This is a genomic window from Streptomyces sp. NPDC005070 (assembly GCF_053600395.1).
The window spans coordinates 1-18,548 of the sequence record NZ_JBSFZS010000103.1; the positions used below are offsets into that span (position 1 = coordinate 1).

General features: G+C 71.1%; 15 protein-coding genes. 6 read left to right on the forward strand and 9 right to left on the reverse strand.

The genetic code is table 11. The annotated features are described in order from the left end of the window. Positions 1 to 78: 78 nt before the first annotated feature. From ACWEBX_RS28330 to ACWEBX_RS28350, 5 genes are all read right to left on the reverse strand, one after another. Positions 79 to 2,076, reverse strand: a complete 1,998-nt coding sequence (locus ACWEBX_RS28330) for a hypothetical protein (RefSeq protein WP_451887627.1) — start codon at positions 2,074 to 2,076, stop codon at positions 79 to 81. A 324-nt stretch (positions 2,077 to 2,400) separates the two neighbouring features. After that, the gene (locus ACWEBX_RS28335; protein WP_451887628.1) at positions 2,401 to 2,664 is read right to left on the reverse strand and encodes an LppU/SCO3897 family protein; all 264 of its coding nucleotides are present in this window, start codon (positions 2,662 to 2,664) and stop codon (positions 2,401 to 2,403) included. A gap of 129 nt (positions 2,665 to 2,793) precedes the next feature. Continuing rightward, complete coding sequence (locus ACWEBX_RS28340; protein ID WP_451887629.1) at positions 2,794 to 4,059, reverse strand: acyltransferase family protein; 1,266 nt, start codon at positions 4,057 to 4,059, stop codon at positions 2,794 to 2,796. Then, complete coding sequence (locus ACWEBX_RS28345; RefSeq protein ID WP_451887630.1) at positions 4,056 to 6,230, reverse strand: bifunctional polysaccharide deacetylase/glycosyltransferase family 2 protein; 2,175 nt, start codon at positions 6,228 to 6,230, stop codon at positions 4,056 to 4,058. The genes ACWEBX_RS28340 and ACWEBX_RS28345 overlap by 4 nt, the downstream gene beginning before the upstream one ends. Positions 6,231 to 6,254: 24 nt before the next feature. Then, positions 6,255 to 6,773, reverse strand: coding sequence for a hypothetical protein (locus tag ACWEBX_RS28350; protein WP_451887631.1), 519 nt, complete (start codon positions 6,771 to 6,773; stop codon positions 6,255 to 6,257). 220 nt (positions 6,774 to 6,993) lie between these two features. On the opposite strand from ACWEBX_RS28350, the gene ACWEBX_RS28355 reads away from it, so the two are divergent. Both ACWEBX_RS28355 and ACWEBX_RS28360 read left to right on the forward strand, forming a co-directional pair. Beyond that, complete coding sequence (locus ACWEBX_RS28355; RefSeq protein ID WP_451887632.1) at positions 6,994 to 8,019, forward strand: glycoside hydrolase family 26 protein; 1,026 nt, start codon at positions 6,994 to 6,996, stop codon at positions 8,017 to 8,019. Between the two features lie 121 nt (positions 8,020 to 8,140). Beyond that, complete coding sequence (locus ACWEBX_RS28360) at positions 8,141 to 9,904, forward strand: outer membrane protein assembly factor BamB family protein (RefSeq protein ID WP_451887633.1); 1,764 nt, start codon at positions 8,141 to 8,143, stop codon at positions 9,902 to 9,904. Positions 9,905 to 9,965: 61 nt separating this feature from the next. Here ACWEBX_RS28360 and ACWEBX_RS28365 read toward each other — a convergent pair whose 3' ends face one another. The 3 genes from ACWEBX_RS28365 to ACWEBX_RS28375 all read right to left on the reverse strand — a co-directional run bounded on the left by ACWEBX_RS28365 (position 9,966) and on the right by ACWEBX_RS28375 (position 12,770). Continuing rightward, on the reverse strand, positions 9,966 to 10,265 hold the full coding sequence (locus ACWEBX_RS28365) for a hypothetical protein (RefSeq protein ID WP_451887634.1): 300 nt from the start codon (positions 10,263 to 10,265) through the stop codon (positions 9,966 to 9,968). 244 nt (positions 10,266 to 10,509) lie between these two features. Beyond that, positions 10,510 to 11,385: a calcium-binding protein gene (locus ACWEBX_RS28370; protein WP_451887635.1), complete on the reverse strand. Its 876-nt coding sequence runs from the start codon at positions 11,383 to 11,385 to the stop codon at positions 10,510 to 10,512. A gap of 152 nt (positions 11,386 to 11,537) precedes the next feature. Further along, complete coding sequence (locus ACWEBX_RS28375) at positions 11,538 to 12,770, reverse strand: MFS transporter (RefSeq protein ID WP_451887636.1); 1,233 nt, start codon at positions 12,768 to 12,770, stop codon at positions 11,538 to 11,540. Between the two features lie 76 nt (positions 12,771 to 12,846). Between ACWEBX_RS28375 and ACWEBX_RS28380 the strand changes: the two genes are divergently transcribed. The 4 genes from ACWEBX_RS28380 (at position 12,847) to ACWEBX_RS28395 (ending at position 16,447) form a co-directional block, all read left to right on the forward strand. Then, entirely contained in the window at positions 12,847 to 13,893 is a 1,047-nt protein-coding gene (locus ACWEBX_RS28380; RefSeq protein ID WP_451887637.1) for an ArsR/SmtB family transcription factor, read from the forward strand. A gap of 9 nt (positions 13,894 to 13,902) precedes the next feature. Further along, on the forward strand, positions 13,903 to 14,409 hold the full coding sequence (locus ACWEBX_RS28385) for a glutathione peroxidase (protein ID WP_384794405.1): 507 nt from the start codon (positions 13,903 to 13,905) through the stop codon (positions 14,407 to 14,409). An 89-nt stretch (positions 14,410 to 14,498) separates the two neighbouring features. Further along, complete coding sequence (locus tag ACWEBX_RS28390) at positions 14,499 to 15,347, forward strand: MerR family transcriptional regulator (RefSeq protein WP_451887638.1); 849 nt, start codon at positions 14,499 to 14,501, stop codon at positions 15,345 to 15,347. A gap of 164 nt (positions 15,348 to 15,511) precedes the next feature. Beyond that, positions 15,512 to 16,447: an alpha/beta fold hydrolase gene (locus tag ACWEBX_RS28395; protein ID WP_451887639.1), complete on the forward strand. Its 936-nt coding sequence runs from the start codon at positions 15,512 to 15,514 to the stop codon at positions 16,445 to 16,447. 55 nt (positions 16,448 to 16,502) lie between these two features. Here ACWEBX_RS28395 and ACWEBX_RS28400 read toward each other — a convergent pair whose 3' ends face one another. Beyond that, positions 16,503 to 18,548: an MFS transporter gene (locus ACWEBX_RS28400; protein WP_451887640.1), complete on the reverse strand. Its 2,046-nt coding sequence runs from the start codon at positions 18,546 to 18,548 to the stop codon at positions 16,503 to 16,505.

Sequence of the window (18,548 nt, forward strand, 5' to 3'; positions counted from 1 at the left end):
GGCACGGACTTGCGGATCTCGCCGCGGGACTTGCCGATGACCTCCTGGGCGACGGCTGCGGCGCCCGGGGCCTGTCCGCTACAGCGTCGACGCGGGGATTCCCCGGTCCGTCGTCGTAGCGGCTTCGGACTGTTCCGCTTCTCCCTTCGCGGCCAGGGCGTTGGTGGCGGCGTTGAAGCGCTCCATCGAGGTGGGACGGTCGGAGCCCAGGACGTACTCCTTCAGGGTCCGGCGGTGGAGGACCATCGAGTCGGTGTGCGGAGCGCGGACCGAGTCGAGGATCTCCGGGAGACGGGTGCACTCGCGGTCGAGGAGGTAGGCGCCGCCCGCGGTGGTGTAGGCGGCCCGGAACTCGTCGTCGGGCAGGTCGCGCGCGTTGGTGAGGACATACGGCTTGAGGCTGGCCACGAAGTCGGCGACCACCGAGGAGACGTCGCTGACGAGGATGTCCGCCTGGTTGAAGCACTCGTAGAGGTTCGGCAGTTGGTCGAGGATCACGTTGTGGCGGACGGCGCCCTGGCTCTCCCAGAAGATCCGGTGCCACTCGGCTCGCAGTTCCTGCCACTCGGCCGCTGCGGCGCGGTCGGGAACCCGCGCCTCACGCATCTGTTCGGCGGCGTCACCGCCGAGCCTGCCGGCCAGTTCGTCGAGGCGGGCCCGGATTTCCCGCAGCCGGGGTCGTACGGCGAGGGTCGCGGCGGCGGCCGCCGCGGGGTCCCGCCGCTCGTTGTCGGCGCGCAGCAGCTCGCGGATCGTCCTGTCGGCGTCCGCCGCTTCAGCCGAGCGCTTGCCGGTCAGCGGGTGCGGCTTGTAGATGATCCGTACGTCCTCCGTCAGGAGCCTCTCGATCAGGGGCACGCCCATCGGGATCAGAGAGGTGTGGCAGTCGTCGTCGCTCCAGCCTTCCCAGGTGGGCGCGTAGAGGACGACGGGCAGAGGGCCGGGGACGTGCTCGGCGTGCAGGCGGATCGGGGAAAGCTGCGGGCGCCCCACCTCCACGATCGCGCTGTCACTGATCGCGTGCCGCACCCGCTGGTAGCGGTCCCGGCCCGCGCGGCCGGCCACCCAGATCTCGTCGTACACCTTGCTGACCCGGTTGCTGCTGGCGAGCTTGTCGCTGTCGCCGTGACCGATGAACACGTGCTTGGCCTCGGCCACGCGGAGCATGTGAACGTTCTTGCCCGCGTTGCCGGGATACAGCACGACCCGGACGCCGGACAGTTCGAGCTCGGCCAGGTCGTCGGCCTTCGGCACGCAGACGACCGGGATCCAGGTACGGCTCAGGTGATGGAACGAGGCGGTCTCCCGCAGGACGATCACCGGCCGCAGGTCGAGCTGTTCCAGCGTCTCGATCCACATGTTGACCTGGTACATGAAGTCGCGGGAGACGGCCGCGAAGCTGAAGTAGAGCGCCACCTCCGGCCGGTACTCCGCCAGTTGACGGTTGACCTCGGCGAACACCTCGTCCCGTACGGGCATCCGGCGGGCCCTGCGGTACTGGCCCAGCAGCGCGATGACGGCCGCCGTGGTCACACCGGCGGTGATCGCGAAGCCCGCGTAGGCCGGCTCCCAGGTGCCGGCGGTGAGCGCGGCGAGGAGGCCGACGTGGGTCGGCAGGTCCAGGTGCAGGAGTTTGCGCAGGTGGCGTCTGAACAGGATGGCGGGCGGCTGGTGGGGTATCGGGAGCGCGCTCAGGTCGAGGTTGCGCACCATCAGCGGCAGCACCCGGCGCCGGCTGATGGCGTGGTGCACCGCCGCGTACAGCATCATCATCGCGAGGTGACCGCTGACGACCGCGAGGGCGGTGACCAGCCACACGCCCGGCGCGTCCATCCGGCTGGCCAGCGCGAGCAGCATCACCGTGCGAACCGCGAACCGCATGGTGCGATCGAGATGCAGCGCGGCCAGCCGGCGTACGAAACTCGGAGCGCGCGCGTGCAGTACCTCGTCCACCACATACGTCACGGCCGACGCCGCCACGAAGCCCCACAGGGACGGCAGCAGGGCGACAACCGGCAGGGCGACGAAACCGGCGCCGAGCAGGAGCACGAGGAGCAGGTCGATCACCCCGCGCACTCGCAGAACTCCACACAACCGACGGATCACCATGGGCGGGACTTCCTCATCCGAGACGTTCGCCCCGATGGGCGAGCTGTATGCCAGTTCGACTCGGAATGACCGTGAAGAGTTGTACACCCGATCTATGGAAAAAATTCATCTTCTGTTGGGGAACGCGAGGGAATGCCTGGGGCTGCTTCGCCGCCGTCGACGGAGGCAACGGCCACGGCGTCCACCGGCTGTTCAACGCCGGTGGAGCAGTGGTTTCGTCACGTCAGACACGCGACGACACCGGACGGTTGTACGGACGGGGACAAGCCCGCCGTAGCCGGGAACCGTGTCCTACTTCTTCAAGGAGTCCAGGCAGAGAACGAACTTGTCGGCGTCCCACTCCTGGGCGAGAGCGGCCTCGCCGACCGTGCACGCGTTGACGTCGAAGGTGTTCTCGACGACCTTGAGGACCTTGTAGTTGGCGTCCTTGTAGCCGATACCGAGCTTCACGACCACCGCGACGACGATCAGGACGACAACGCCGAGGGGCTGTGAGACGGCCGGCGCCGCTAGGGCCTGTCTGACAATTCCCGTCTGCCCGGCGACGCCATGCACGCACTCTCGCCGCACCGGCCCCAGACCCGAGTACATCCAGTACGCAGGTCTGGGGCCGGCGCGCCGAGAGCACGCACCTGACGCCGCCGGGCCGCCCTTCGGGCGACGACGCGAATTGTCAGACAGGCCCTAGTGGACGCGGCGGCGGCCCTTCGTGCGGTGGGGGTACGGGAACAGGCGCGGGCGGCGCTTGGCGGCCACGTCCTCTATCCAGCCGAAGAGCAGGATCGCCAGGCAGATCAGCGGGACGGACACGAGCAGCGGGGTCCATTGGCTCGCCAGCAGCCACTGCGCGTGGTCGAAGAGGAAGGAGTTGCTCCACAGCGGGTCGATCAGCGGCTCGGTCAGCACCAGCGCGAAGGAGTGCCACAGGTAGACCGTGACCGCGCGGGAGTTGAGCAGGGTGATCACGCCGTTGAACCGCTCCAGCGGCTTGGGCCACTGTTCCCAGGACGGGCTCAGGTGGAGCAGCAGCATCACCGCGCCGAACGACCAGATCGCCTGGGCGACCGGCACCGCTTCCAGGTCGTGCCCGAGCCGGGGGTCGTCCACCGGCGCCCGCATCAGCCACCAGAAGCCGAACATGAGCACCAGCGGTGCGACGGACGGCACGACGTACTGCGGGATCTTGCGGAGCAGCCCCTCCTGGTGGGCCATGCCGAGCAGCCAGCAGGCGCCGAAGGTGGTGAAGTCGGTGGCGGCTTCCATCAGCCGGCCGGACTGGTCGACCAGGCCGGAGTTGATGACGAACGCGAGCGCCAGCGGCACCAGCAGGGTGACCCAGGGCAGCTTGCGCATCGCCTTGAGCAGGAGCGGCGACAGCAGGACGTACCAGAGGTAGGCGCGCAGGTACCACAGCGGCACACAGATCTGTTCGGCCCAGGAAGCGGGCAGGTGCCCGCCGAAGGTGTGCAGCGAGGCCCCGAACGGCGGCTCGCTGAACGGCAGGATCCAGTAGGCCAGGTCGCCCCACCACCAGTTGGGGTGGTGGAGGTCGGGCCGCCAGCCTTCCAGGAGCATCAGCGGCACCACGACCGCGCCGAACAGCCACAGCGGCGGCAGCAGACGGCGCAGCCGGCCGCGGATCACGCTCAGCGCGGGGCGGTTGAGGGAGCGCGCCATCAGCGACCCGGCCAGCGCGAACATGACGCCCATGGAGGGGAAGACGATCGGCAGCCAGGTCCAGGCGAAGTTGTGGTAGATCACCACGCGGACCAGGGCGAGCGCCCGCAGCAGGTCGAGGTAGCGGTCACGGCCGGGCTTCCCCGCCGGCGCCGGGGTGGCCTCCTCGGGCCCCGGGGCGCGCTGCGCGGGAATCCCGGCGGGGTCCACCCGCAGGGCGACGGTGTCGTAGGAGTCCTGGATGCCGAAGGCACCCGGTTCCGCGGTGTTCATGAAGAGCTTGCCCCCGTTGTGACATCAAGTCCGACCTCGCCGGTGCGCCGCAGCTTCTGCCAGCGCAGCCGGCCCCCGGTCAGGGCGGTGATGGCGGACTGCAGCAGCACCATGTACATGAGCACCCGGTAGACCACCTGCTGGGCCGGCAGCGTGATCAGATGCCACGCCTTCTCCTTGTCCAGGTGGAAGGACCACCAGGCGCAGACGGCCTGCAGGGCCATCACGGCGAACCAGGCGGCCAGGGTCTTGTACGCGTCGACGAAGACCACGCCGTAGACCATGCCGATGTCGATGGCGGGCGCGAGCAGCGGCGTGACCACCATGAACAGGGCGACGAACGGCAGACCCACCCGGCCGAAGTGGCCGGCCTCGCCGCGCTCCAGCACCGAGTGCCGGTGCTTCCACATCGCCTGCATGGTGCCGTAGCTCCAGCGGTACCGCTGCGACCACAACTGCTTCATGCTGACGGGCGCCTCGGTCCAGGCCCGGGCGTCCTCGGCGTAGACGACCTTCCAGCCGGCCCGGTGCAGGGCCATGGTCACGTCGGTGTCCTCGGCGAGCGTGTCGTCGCTCATACCGCCCGCCTGCTCCAGCGCCGAGCGGCGGAAGCCGCCCACGGCGCCGGGGATGGTCGGCATGCAGTTGAGCACGTCGTACATCCGACGGTCGAGGTTGAAGCCCATCACGTACTCGATGTGCTGCCAGGCGCCGATCAGCGTGTCGCGGTTGCCGACCTTGGCGTTGCCGGCCACCGCGCCGACACGCGGGTCGCCGAAGGGCTGGACGAGCTCGCGGACGGTGGACGGCTCGAAGACCGTGTCGCCGTCCATCATCACGATCAGGTCGTACGAGGCGGCGGCCACACCGGTGTTGAGCGCGGCGGGCTTGCCGCTGTTCGGCTGCCGGATCAGCCGGACCATCGGCAGGTCGAGCTCTTCCACGATGGCGGACGTGTCGTCGGTCGATCCGTCGTCGACCACGATCACTTCGATGGGGTAGTCGCTTCTGGTCAGGGAGAGCAGGGTGTTGGTGATGCACTCCTGCTCGTTGTACGCGGGCACGATCACGGTCACCGGTTCGGTGACCGGGTCGCCCCAGGAGAAGCCCGGCTTGCGGGTGCGCCGCACGTGGACGGCCGAGAGCACCAGCATCAGCGCGAACCGCAGCATGACGAGGACACCGACGACCGCGAGCAGGCCGACGAGCCACGGCAGCAGGTGCACCGAGAAGGTGGTGCACCACAGGAACGCCTTGCCGAGCCACAGGTTGTAGCTGGAGACCTCGGTGTTGGCGGAGCCGGTGCCGAGCGCCTCGCCGATGGTCTTGAAGGTGTAGCCCCGGTCCTTCAGCTTCTCGATGATGACCGGCAGCGCGGCCAGCGTCTGGGACCGGTTGCCGCCCGCGTCGTGCAGCAGGATCATCTCGCCCTGGCCGGGGAGGTCGGGCATGGCGGACTTGACGATGGCGTCGACGCCGGGGCGCTTCCAGTCGTCGGTGTCCTTGTCGATGAAGGCGGTCAGGTACCCCTCGGACCCGGCCTGCTTGGTCACCGGCCACGACCAGTCGTCCAGCGCGTCCACGGTGGAGGAGTAGGGCGGGCGGAACAGGCTGGTGTGGATGCCGGCGACACCGGCCAGCGCGAGCTGGGTCTCGCCCAGTTCCCAGGTGAGCCGGGAGCCGGAGTGCAGCGCGAGGTCGGGGTGGGTGAAGGTGTGCAGCCCGATCTCGTGGCCGCCGGCCACGATCTGGCGGATCAGCGACGGGTTGCGGGTGACCATCGAGCCGGTGACGAAGAAGTCGGCGCTGATGTTCTCCTTCTTCAGCACCTCGAGGATCTTCGGCGTCCACTGGGCGGACGGCCCGTCGTCGAAGCTGAGGACGACCGTCTTGTCCGGGATCGTGTAGTTGACCGGCTTGTTCTTCTTGTCGCCGCGCGCGTCGACGACCGGGCCGCCCTCCAGCACGCTGGTCGGGACGGTGGCCTTGTCCACCGAGGTGGCGATCTTCTCGTCGTGGAATACCTCGTTGTTCGCCATCCCCCGCAGCACCATCAGCGCCAGCAGGGTCGCCAGCACGGTCACCGGCAGGAAGAAGCGCAGAGGAGGCGCGGCGAGTCGGCGCGGGCGCGCCGTGGACTGCCGGGGGCGTTGGTGGCGGGAGCGGGACATGGACTTCCTGGTCGTTCGCGTCGGCTACTGCGCGGTGTCGGTCACGGAGTCCGACGCCGCCGTACCGGCCGTCGTCGTCGCGGCGACCGACGCGGTGGCGTCGGGTGTGGTGGCTTGCGCGGGGTCGGTCACGGAGCTCGACCGTGTGGGGTCGGTCACCGGGCTCGACGCCGCCGTACCGGCGTCAGCCGTGCCCGCGTCCGCCGTCGCGGTGGCCGGCGCGGTGGCGTCGGGCGTGGTCGCGGTGGGGGTGGCGGCGGTCGTGGCCGCCGTGGCGGTGGTGCCCGCTCCGGGCTCGACGCCGGGAGCCGCGGGCAGCGGCGCGTTCAGATACTGGCTGGGCGGCGTGGTGTTCGCCGTGCCCGGGATGGTGAGCGCGGGTGCCTGCGACTGGGTTCCGACCAGGCCGGAGATCATCGCCACGACGCATCCGGCGCACAGGATGCCCACCAGCCAGCCGAGACCGCGCAGACGGCGGCCGCGCTGACCGGTCTGGTCGACGAAGACAGGAGCCGGCTCGACCTCCGTGGAGGTACTGGTCATCGACAGCCCCGGGCCTTCCTTCGTGCGTGACGACTGCCAGTCCGGCGGCGCCGGACTGGCAGTGAGTAGTGCGGAAAAGTGATCGATGTGCGAGGAAAGAGAGATTATTCGACCCGCTCCCGATTCCGTACCAAGATTAATATGAAGATTCGATGAAGGTCACGCGGGTCTCGTAGAGTTCGGTGTGTCGCCCGCCCATCGCCCGATCGGACCCTCACGCATGGCCATAGCCCGCAGCCGTCGCGGCCGCCGTCGCAGCCGCCTGACGGCCGCCGCGATCGTCGTGGTCGCGCTCTCGTTCCTGGTGGACGCCTGCGGAGGCGCAGGCAGCGGGGGCGACGCCGAGCCGGGTACGGCCTCCGCCTCGGGCGCGCGCTTCGACGTCTCGTCCCTGATCGAGCCCTCCGGCCGCGCGCTGGGCGTCGTCGACGACAAGACGCCCTGGCAGTACGACATCGTCGGCACCTTCGCCGAGGAGGCCGGGCGGGCCCCCGACATCCGCGAGTACTACAGCTCCTGGGGCGACGACTTCGACACGGAGGGCAACGCCTTCCTGTGGCAGCACGGCCAGTTGCCCATGATGGCGCTGGTGCCCTCCGACACCTCGCTCGCCGACATCGCCGAGGGCCAGGACGACGCCTACATCCGCCGGCTGGCCGGCCAGATCGCCGCCTACGACGGCCCGCTGGCCCTGTCCTTCGCCGGCGAGATGAACGGCCCCTGGAACTCCTGGGGCCCCGAGGACACCAAGCCCGCCGACTTCGTCGCGGCCTGGAAGCACCTGCACGACCTGTTCGCCGACCGGGGCGTCACCAACGTGATCTGGGTGTGGACCCCGCACGTGGTCGACTCGGGCACCACCGCCAAGCTGCGCCCGTACTACCCGGGCGACGCTTACGTCGACTGGGTCGGCCTCATCGGCTACTACGGGCCGATCGACGGCGTCGCCTTCTCCAGCCTCTTCACGCCCACCATGCGTCAGATCTCGGGCTTCTCCGGCAAACCGGTACTGATCGCGGAGACCGGGGTGGCGGAGAGCAGCCGCAAGGAGACGGACATCCGCGACCTGTTCCAGGGTGCCGCGAAGGCCGGCGTCATCGGGCTCGTCTGGTACGACCAGCGCAAGGACTGGCCGGGCGGCAAGCAGCTCATGGACTGGCGGATCAGCACCTCGGTGGGCGCGCGGGCCGCGTTCCAGGTGGAGCGGGCGCGGAACGGCTTCGGTCATTCGTTCAAAAAGGGCTGATCCACGGGAAACCGGTGGAAGCCGGGGGAAGTCGGGCGCAAGCCCTCAAAGGAACGACCTTTATCGTGGCGCATCACTGCGGCAGGCGCATGCGGATGCCCGACCAGGGGAGAGCACGGAGATGACGACGAATTCGTCGCCGGGGCAGGGGGCTTCGCAGGAGGACGAGGGCTGGGCCTTCCGGCCCCGCAGGCCGGCCGCCGACGCGCAGCCGTACCGGGAAGAGCAGCCCCATCGGGAAGAGCGGTCGTACCGGGCACGGCGGACGTACCCGGAACAGGAGCCCTACCAGGAGCAGCAGTCGTCGTACCGGGAACAGCGGTCGTCGCACCCGGAACAGCAGTCGTCGTACCGGGAACAGCGGTCCTACGGGACACAGCAGTCGTACCCACAACAGCAGCCCCCCCAGGGACAGCAGCCCTACCGGGCACAGCAGTCGTACCCGGAACAGCAGCCCTACCAGGAGCAGCAGTCCCACGAGGCACGGCAGCCGCACTGGGAACAGCGGCGGACGGAGCCGGCCGTGCCGCGGGACGGCCGGTCGCCCGCCGAGCCGTACGACAGCTCCGCCGGGACGCGGTGGGACGGCACCATGGCGCTGCGGGTCTCCGAGCCTGCCGCCGCGCAGCCGCGCCCCGACACGGGCGCGGACGGCAAGCGGGCCGGGAAGCCCCGGCGGGTGGGCAGGATCGTGCTCACCCTGGCCCTCCTCGCCGCCGGCGGGACCGCAGCCGTCGTGTTCAAGCAGGAGGAGGCCGCCGCCGTCGCCTCGGAGAACCTGACGCAGGTGTGGCAGACGCCGGCGCCCGCCGCCGACGACGCGCTGATCGGTAGCTGGCTCACCGACAAGCTGCTCGTCCGGGCCGGCAGCCGGGGCGGACTGCGGGCGTACGACCTCACCGACGGCAAGCAGGTGTGGCGCGCCACACCCTCCGCCGACGCGGCCGAGCACGGCACCGTCCCCTGCGCGATGTCGCCGACGCTCAACGCCCAGGGCATCGGCACGGTCGCCTTCGGCACGGACGGCAGCACCTGCACCTGGCTGGCCGGTGTCAAGGCGTCCACCGGCAAGATCCTCTGGTCCATGCCGCTGACCAGCACCAAGCACCGCAGTCCGGCGACCGCCGCGACCTATCTGCAGGGCAATGTCGCCACCGTCGTCGGCGACAACTTCCTCGGCGGTGTGGACGTCCGCACCGGCGGCCGCGTCTGGGGCTACAAGGCCCGCGGTCACTACTGCAACGCCTACGCCTGGGGCACCGACGGCACCGTGCTGGTGGACGACTTCTGCCTCGACAAGAAGACCAGGTTCACCCTCACCGCGTACGACGGGAAGACGGGGAGGGTGATCTGGCGGAAGCCCGAGAAGGCCCACTCGGACGTGACGCACGTCCTGTCCGGCTCGCCGCTGATCGCCTCCGTGCACACGGCGCGCCAGGACGCCGTACGGGTCTTCGACACCGCCGCGAACGGCCGCAAACTGGCCGTCGGCAACGACGAACTCACCTCCGGCAACGACACCGGCGCCGACCACTCCGCCCGGCTCTACGGCAAGGTCCTGGTCACCCCGGCCCTGGCCGCCGGCCACCCGGTGATCGACGGCTTCGACACGACGACCGGCGCCGAGCTGTGGACGTACCGCTCCGCCGCGCTCGCGATCCCCTCGTCCGGGAGGGACGGCAAGGTGTACGCCGTCACCACGTCCGGCCCGCCGCAGCTCGTGAGCATCGACCCGCGCACCGGTCGCAGCACCCCGGTCGCGGGCCTGCCGAAGGGCACCGGCAAGTGGAGCTTCACCTCGGGCACGGTGTACGTCACCCCGGACGGCGGCGTGCTGGAACTCAACGCCCTCGGCTCGAACGGCGGTGTACGGCTCTACCGTTAGGCCGCGCCCCGGGCGAGGACCCCGGCCGGTCACGGCCGGGGCCGGGCCCGGGTTGTCCGGATCAGGCGGCGCCGGTGACGCCGGGGGCGATGTAGCGGCGGTGGAGGGGGCTGAAGGAGGTGTCGGGGGCGCCGGTCATGCCGGCCTTCTGGATCGCGGGGGCGAGGCGTTCGGCGAAGAAGGCCTCGAACGCCTCCTGGGACTCCCAGACGTCGGTGACGTGCAGCCCCTGCGCGTCGAACCAGGCCACGTGCATCTGACCGCCGGCCCCCGGGACCTCCTCCCATTGCACCGCGTCCCGCACGGTGTCGTACTGCTCCGGCGTGGCTTCCGCCCAGTGCATCGTCATCACGATTGCCATGTCCGGCCCCTTGCTGCTCGTAGTGGTCACGCCGTTTCCCGGTACCAGCAGACACCCGTCCGCCGCCGCTCACACCTCCACGGCGGCCGAAGGCGTTCCCCCGCCGGGACCTGGCACCGGGATCGTTCCATCCGGCGAGCCGCGCCGGGCAGAGCGTACGGAGGCACACCGGCGCCCGCGGATACCTCCGTACGCTCGCCCCGAGTCCTCCGCTCCGGAGGCGTCGTGGTTCCTGACGGGTCTCTCAGTTCTGGAAGACCCGGTCGGTGCCCGGACCGCCGGAGAGCGTGTCCGTGCCGGAGCCTCCGTGGATGAGGTCGTTGCCGCTGTTGCCGTAGATCTTGTCGTTGCCGGAGCCGCCGTAGAGGCGGTCGTTGCCGCGGCCGCCCTCGATGTGGTCGGCTCCCGCGTTGCCGTGAACGGTGTCGTTGCCGTCGTCGCCGAACAGGCTGTTGTCGTAGTCCCGGTAGCTGCCGTCGGCCTCGCTCACTCCGCCGCTCAGCACGTCGTCGCCCGTGCCGCCGTGGCAGGTGTAGCCGCAGGAGCCGAGGACGTCGTCGCCCGCGCCGCCGAAGGCGCCCTCGCCGTACGCGCCGCCGCCCCCGTACAGGTGGTCGTCGCCGTCCTGGCCGTAGAGGACGTCGCGGCCGTGGCCGGTCAGGGAGTCGTTGCCGGTCCCGCCGTAGACGCGGGAGTAGCCGATGTTGCCGGGGTCGACCGTCGCGGTGTCGTTGCCGTCCCCGAGCCTGACGATCAGGGTGTCGAGGTCGGAGGCCGAGGTGTTCGGCTCGGTGACCGTGCAGACCGCCTGGGTGGTGTCGCCCGATGCGGGACGGACACAGCCGGCGCCGAGGGAGATCTTCACGGTGTCGTCGAACGTGTAGATGAAGTCGGCGAGTTGGGAGTCGGGGTCGGTCGCGCCGAGCGCCCAGGAGATCTTCAGGTGGTTCGTCTGACCGGCGGCCGCCGTGTAGAAGAGCTTCTGGCCGGTGGAGACGGCGGTGGCGCTCGTGGTGGTCGCGGCGCTCGCCGTCGGGGCCACGACCGCCGCGGACACGGCGGCCGTGACGGCGGCCAGCACCAGGGCTTTCGGAAGGACGGCGGTACGGCGACTGAACATGCTTCCCCCTCATTGGGATTCCGCGGCTCGGCGGGCCTGGCGGCGCCGCCGCTCCGGGGTTCCGGACGCCCGGAACGGACGTGTCCGGGCATCCCGTTCGACACCGGCGGAGGAAGGGTGGTTGTGACCCCCATCGCACAACCTTCCTCGTTTCAGGGAGAGTTCACCTCGGATTGCCGCACGCTTGGTCCGGACGGCTCCGGGCGTTGGCCCTCCGGGCGCGCGGCGCGGTGGCGGAGCAGCGCGGGGGCCAGGGCCAGCGTCACGGCGATCGACGCGGCGGCCATCACCGTCATCGCCGTGGCGGGCGAGGCGAGTTGGGCGATCCAGCCCGCCAGTGCCGCGCTCACGCCCTGCAGGGTGAGCATGCCCGCCGTGTGGAGCCCGAGAGCGTGGCCGCTGAGTTCGTCGGGGATGAGCGCCACCAGGCGTTCCTGCTGGATCAGGCTCGCCCCGAAGCCGATCGAGGCGAGGGCGGCGAGGGCCGCCGCCACGGCCACGCCCGGGCGCAGCACGAAGAAGAGATACGGCGTCGCGAGGAGCAGCAGGAACGGTATGCCCAGGCGGGCACGGACGCGGGGCGGCAGCAGGCGTCCGGTCGTCACGTCCCCGATGAACATGCCGAGGGCCGCGAAGGCGAACAGCGCGCCGGCCCGGCTCGGCGCGTACGACACGTACAGCGATTCGCAGCCGACGACCAGGCCGTTCGGCACCCAGAGCAGGAGATAGAGGGTGCGGCGCTCCGGTGAGGAGAAGAGGCGGGCGTTCGCGCTCCAGGTCCGGGCGACGGACGGGCGGCCCTGGGCGCGCGGCGGCCGGGGTGTCAGGCCGAGCCGCGCGGTCAGGGCGGCGATCAGATACAGCCCGGCCGCCAGGAGGAGCGTGGTGCGCGGGGACAGCAGGGCCACGAGGACGCCGCCGGTCGCGTATCCGGTGATCTGGGCGATCCCGCTCATCATGTTGAACACCGAACGCCCCAGCAGATAGCCCTCCTTGGCGAGGATCTCGGTCAGCAGGCCCCACAGGACCCCGCCGCCGAAGGACTGGATCAGACCGAGGAGCAGGAGGAGGGCGAAGATCGTCCAGATCGGCAGACCGGGGACGGCCATCGCCGCCGTGCCGAGCCCGAAGAGGAGCGCGATGCCCGCCACGGTCGCGCGCGGCGGCAGCCGGTCGGCGGCGGAGAGCATGGTGGCCGCCCCGATCATCTGGGCGAGCGAGGGCCCGAACATGCTCAGCGCGCTGAGCAGCGGCGAGTCGGTGGCCCGGTACACGAGGGTGCCGAGGGCCAGACCGCTCACCGTCGAGGCGGCGGTCCGGAAGCAGGAGGACAGGAAGAGCGGGGTGAACTCCCGCGTGCGGAAGAGCTCGGAGTAGCTGCGCATGCGCGGAGTCTGCGGGGACGCCCGGGCGGTCGATATTCTTTCGCGCAGGCGCGAAACGTCAGGGGAGGGTGCGGGCATGGGCTGGTGGCAGGTGAACGCCGACACTCTCGCCGGGAGCCGCTTCGTGCTGTCGCCGCTCGCCGAGACGTTCGCCGCCCTGAAGCTGCTGCACTCGGGGACCGCGACCCACCCCGGTGAACGCGCCTGGCTGGACGCCCGTCTGCCGGCGTACCGCGGACGGCTGACCGCCGACCCCGTCACCGCGCTGCTCGTGCGCTGCGGGCTCGGGCAGGCGTGGATCGCCGACTTCCTCACCCCGACCCCGTACGGCGACGAGACCTTCGAGACCGAGGTCGCCCGGGTGCGGGACGTCTCGCCCCGCGACGCCCGCGGCCATCTGGTCCGCTCGGTGGGCGGCGCGCTGCCTGCCGCCCTCGCGGACCGTGACGATCTGCCCGAGCGGGCCGCCGCGCTGCTCACCGCCGTGTGGGAGGAGTCCGTACGCCCCGACTGGGACCGGCGGCGGCGCGTCCTGGAGGCCGATGTGGTGGCGCGGACGGCGCGTCTCGGCCAGGGCGGCTGGGCGGCGGCCCTGGACGGGCTGCGGCCCGGGACGCGCTGGCTCGGCGGCAACCGGCTCCAGGTCAACCTCCACGAGTACCCGCCGCGCGAGATCTCCGGCGCCCAGCTCGTCTTCGTCCCCGTCACACCGAAGGCCGGCTGGGTCTCCTGGGCGGGGCACGACCGCTACGCCCTGGTCTACCCGTGCACGGGGGCGCTGACCGACAGCGGCGCCGCGGCGGTGCCGGAGAGTCTGGGGGCGCTGCTCGGGACGGCCCGGGCCGGTGTCCTGGTCCGCCTCGACTCCCCCCTGTCCACCAGCCAGCTCGTCGCCGTGACCGGGCAGGGGCTGGGGTCGGTCGGCCGCCATCTGCGGGTGCTGCTGGACGCGCGGCTCGTGCAGCGGCGCCGGGCGGGACGGTCGGTGCTGTACTCGCGCACGGCCGCCGGTGAGGTGCTCGTCACAGCGCAGCGCCAGGATCTGTCCGGAGCACGGGAATTGCCGGGCGGGCCCGGGGAGCGGAGCGGCGGAACCGACGGAACCGTCACCTACCGGAGTTAGCATCCGCTTATGACTACTGACAACACCGGTACCTCTGTGCTCGACGTCGAGATCGGCGCCCTCCAGGGGGGCTCCGCCGACCTGTCCCAGTACGCGGGCAAGGCCGTCCTCATCGTGAACGTGGCCTCCAAGTGCGGGCTGACCCCGCAGTACGCCGGTCTGGAGCGGCTGCACGAGCGCTACGCCGGCCAGGACTTCACCGTCCTCGGCGTGCCCTGCAACCAGTTCCTCGGCCAGGAGCCCGGCAGCTCCGAGGAGATCGCCGAGTTCTGCTCCGCGACCTACGGCGTGACCTTCCCGCTGACCGAGAAGGTCGAGGTGAACGGTGACGCGCGGCACGGGCTGTACGAGCGCCTGGTGGGCACCGCCGACGCCGAGGGGCACTCCGGCGACATCCGCTGGAACTTCGAGAAGTTCCTGATCGGGCGCGACGGCACGGTCGTCGGCCGCTTCTCGCCGCAGACCGAGCCGGAGGCGGCCGAGCTGGTCTCCGCCGTCGAGAAGGCCATCGGCTGACCCCTCCCCCGCGGTTGACCTTGCCCCTGGGGCAAGGGGGAGCGTCCCTGTCACCGGGCGGAAGGCGCCCGGTGACGGAGGATGACAGGGTGGACAAGGACCTGCTCACCATCGGCGCGTTCGCCTCGCGGGCGCGGCTCTCGGCGAAGGCTCTGCGGCTGTACGACCGGCTGGGGCTGCTGACCCCGGCGTACGTCGACGAGGTCAGCGGCTACCGCTACTACCGTGCCGGGCAGACCGAACGGGCCCGGCTCGTCGCGCTGCTGCGCCAGCTCGACATGCCGCTGGCGCGGATCGCGGACGTGGTGGAGGCGCGCGGCACGGAAGCCGCCGAGCTGCTCGCCGCGTACTGGGACGGTGCCGAGGCCCGGTTCGCCTCGCAGCGGGCGCTCGCCGACTACCTCCGTGGACGTCTTTCCGGGAGGAGTTCCGACATGTACGAGAAGTTCGTCGTCGAGACCAGCGAGGTGCCCGAACAGGTCGTGCTGACCGAGAAACGGCACGTCCTGGCGCCCGAGCTGCCGGTGTGGATCCCCGGCTCGCTGGGCCGGCTGGAGGAGGGCGCCCGGGAGGCCGGGGGCGTCACGGGGCCGCCGTTCGTCGTGTACCACGCGGAGGTGAGCGTGGAGAGCGACGGTCCGGCGGAGACGTGCGTGCCGGTCGCCGACGAGGCCGCGGCACGGGCCTGGGCCGAGCGGCAGGGCCGGGCCACCGGGGCCGAGGTGCGGGTCGAGCCGGCCCGGCGCATCGCGTTCGTCCGCATCAGCAAGGCGCAGGTCGCCCACCCGCAGATCCTGGCCGCCTTCGAGGCGGTCGAGAGCTGGGTCGGCGAGCGCGGGCTGACCGTCGACGGCCCCTGCCGGGAGATCTACTTCGCCGACTGGGACGCGGCGGGACCGCGGGACCCGGTCTGCGATGTGGCGTTCCCGGTGAAGTGACCTGACGGGACGTGCCGGTGTGGCGCGGCGCCGCACGGCTGCCGCGCCACGTCCACCTGCCTGCGGTGCAGCGCCCACCTTCGTGTGACATTGCGGGCGCCGCACGCGGGAGCCGTGTACGAGTGGGGAGTTTCGGTGGTCTCGTCCCCTCTCGGGAGTTCGCTGTGCCTTCTGTCGCTTCCTCGGTCCCTGTTCTCGCCCCCGCGCAGGGAGGCGAGGCGTCCACGGAAGTGGCGGAGTACCGGTTCTCGTGGGAGGGCTACGGGTACACCGCGCGGGTCGCCCGGCACGGCTCCCCCGTCACGGAGCCGCTGCTCGTGCTCGGCGGGTCGGACCAGACGCGGTACTCGTGGATGCGGCACGAGCGGTGGCTCGGGGAGCTCGGGACCGTCGTCACCGTGGATCTGCCCGGATTCGGGGACGCGGACTTCCTGCCCGCCGAGCACGGGATCGACTTCCTGGCCGAATGCGCGGGCCACATGCTGCGCGGGCTCGGGCTCGGCCCGGTGAACCTGTACGCGGGGTGCTACGGCGGGGCGGTCGGACTCCGGCTCGCCCAGCGGTATCCGGACCTGCTGCGCCGGATCGCGGTGCAGGGGATGTCGGACCACATTCCGGACTGGTTCGCCGAGGCGCTCGTGGGCTGGGTCCGGCTCCTGGAGCAGGGGCGCGTCGAGGAGACCGCCGAGGAGTTCGTCCGGTGCTTCGTCCCGCCGCCCGGCGACCGCACCGTACGCAAACACGCCGCGCTGACCCGGCTGATGTACCAGCAGTTCGCGGCACAGACCCCGCGCGATGTCGGCGTGACGGTCGAGCGGAACCGGCGGCTGCTGGCCCACGAGTGGTACCGGCGGGCGCCCGTCCCCGCCGTGCCGTACCTCGTGTTCACCGGCGAGCACGACACGCTGACCACCCCCGACATGGTCCGCTCGGTGGCGGCGGACCTGCCGGGCGCCGCTTTCACCACGATCGCCGAGTGCGGCCATCTGGCCCATCTCCAGCGGCCCCAGGACTTCTGCGATCTGCTCGTCCGCTTCTTCCGCGACGGACGGCCGGAGGAGGCCGGCCTGTCGTACTGCGGACCGTTCGAGCGGTTCTAGGGCCTGTCCGGCAGCGGTCACCGGCCGGACGGGCCCCGGCCCGGTCGGGGAGGGCTCAGCGCAGTTCCTCCGGGCACGGTGTCCCGCGAGGAAGCTGGTACGGCGCCGCGAGCCGGTAGGTGCCCGGCTTCGGGGCGAGCAGCTCCGTCCACGTGTCGCCCGCCGCCGTCTCCTCCGTCGGCGTCAGACAGCCGTTGAGGTTCTCGTACGTCTTCGGGGTGCCGTCCGTGCGGCGCTTCGACGCCCGCGTCTCCTGGGGTGCCTTCAGGCTCTTGCCGTCCGCGTCGACGATGCTCAGCCACGGCGAGTACGGGATGCGGATGAGGATGCGGCCCGCCTTCTTCACCTCGATGGTCATCTCACCCTGCTCGGCCAGGTCGACGACGGCGTGCGGCTCGGCGAGCGGGGTGGGGTCGGTGACGGTGAAGAGCTGCCAGTTGGCGTCGCCCCAGATCTGCTTCAGATAGGGCATGCCCCGCTGGACGAGCTCGCGCTCGCGCTGGCCGCCGTCGCCGTCCGGTTCGCCCTTGGGCAGCACGACGTAGTGGATGGCCCAGCGCTGGAGCCACTCGTGGTAGTTCGCGGAGTTGAGCGTGTCGTCGTAGAAGAGCGGGTTGCGCTCCATGTCGGCCTGCCGGTTCCAGCCGCGGGCCAGGTTCACGTAGGGGGCGAGGGCGGAGGCCTCGCGGTGCGAGCGGGCCGGGACCACCTCGACGCGGCCCTTCTCGGCGTCCACGAGCTGGAGCTGGTTGACGAGCGGGGCCAGCTCGCGCGCCCAGGACGCCGCCGGGGTCGTGTGCACGATGTCGTCGACCGTCTTGAAGCCGATCCAGCCGGTGAACACGGTGAGGGCGATGACGCTGGTGTACCACTTCCGCGACTTCGGCACGGTGAAGGGCAGCGCGGCGACCAGGGCGACTCCCGCGAACAGCATCGAAAGGCGCGTGATGTTCGAGCCGATCTGGGAGCTGATCAGCCAGACGAGGAGCACCGCGAGGCCGTACACGGCCGCCGTGATCCGTACCGTCGTCCACTCCTTGGGCACCACGTAGTAGACGGCGGCGGCGGACGCGAACGGCAGGATGACCGAGAAGAACGTCATCGGCTGGGTGCCGGAGAAGGGGAACAGCAGGGCCGAGAGCCCGACCACGACCGTCGGGGCGATGCCGAGGGCGTAGGCACCGGGGCGGCGCCTCTGCAGGAACATGGCCGCGGCCACGAGGCCCATGAACAGTCCGGCGACCGGCGAGGCGGCCGTCGCGAGCGCGGCCAGCGGCGCCGCGCACAGGGCCTTCGCCCAGCGCTTGTAGCGCCAGCGGTGGGGCCAGCAGAAGACGACGGCGACCGCGCCGAGCGAGAACGCCGTGCCGAGGCCGTACGTCACCCGGCCGGAGATCGCGTTGCAGACCAGCGCGAAGATGCCCGCGAGCGAGGTGGCGATCGGGTTCCGGACGACCCGGCTGCGCACGAGGATCAGCGTCAGCAGGCCGGCCGAGAGGGTTCCGGCGATCATCATCGTCGTACGGACGCCGAGCACCGACATCAGATACGGCGACACGACGCTGTACGAGACCGGGTGCATCCCGCCGTACCAGGCGAGGTTGTACGCCGAGTCCGGGTGCCGGCCGACGAACTCCGCCCACGCGTCCTGCGCCGCGAGGTCGCCGCCGCTGTTCGCGAACGTGAAGAACCACACGATGTGGAGCACGCCGGCGAAGGCGGTGAGGACGAGGACGGGGTAGCGGCGGAGAAGGCCGAACGGCGCGAAACCGGCCGACGCGACCGGCTCGGTGTCGACGGGCTCGGACTCGGCGGGATCTCCGGTTGGCTCGGACCCGGTTGGCTCGGACCCGGTGGGCTTCCCGTCCGGCTTCCCGGCGATGCCACCGCCCGGATCCGCTGCCGTGTCCGTGTCCGTACCTGAGCTCGCGTCCGTACCCGAGCTCGCGTCCGCGCCTGTGTCCGCGGCCGGGCGCGCGTTGGCGCCCGGGTCCGTGACTACGTCCCGGACCGCTTCCTGGATGCCGACGCGCGGTATTCGCGGGCCCGTTCCGTGGCCCGCGTCGGCGTCGTCGGCGTGTGTCGGCTCCGCTGTCGCCAC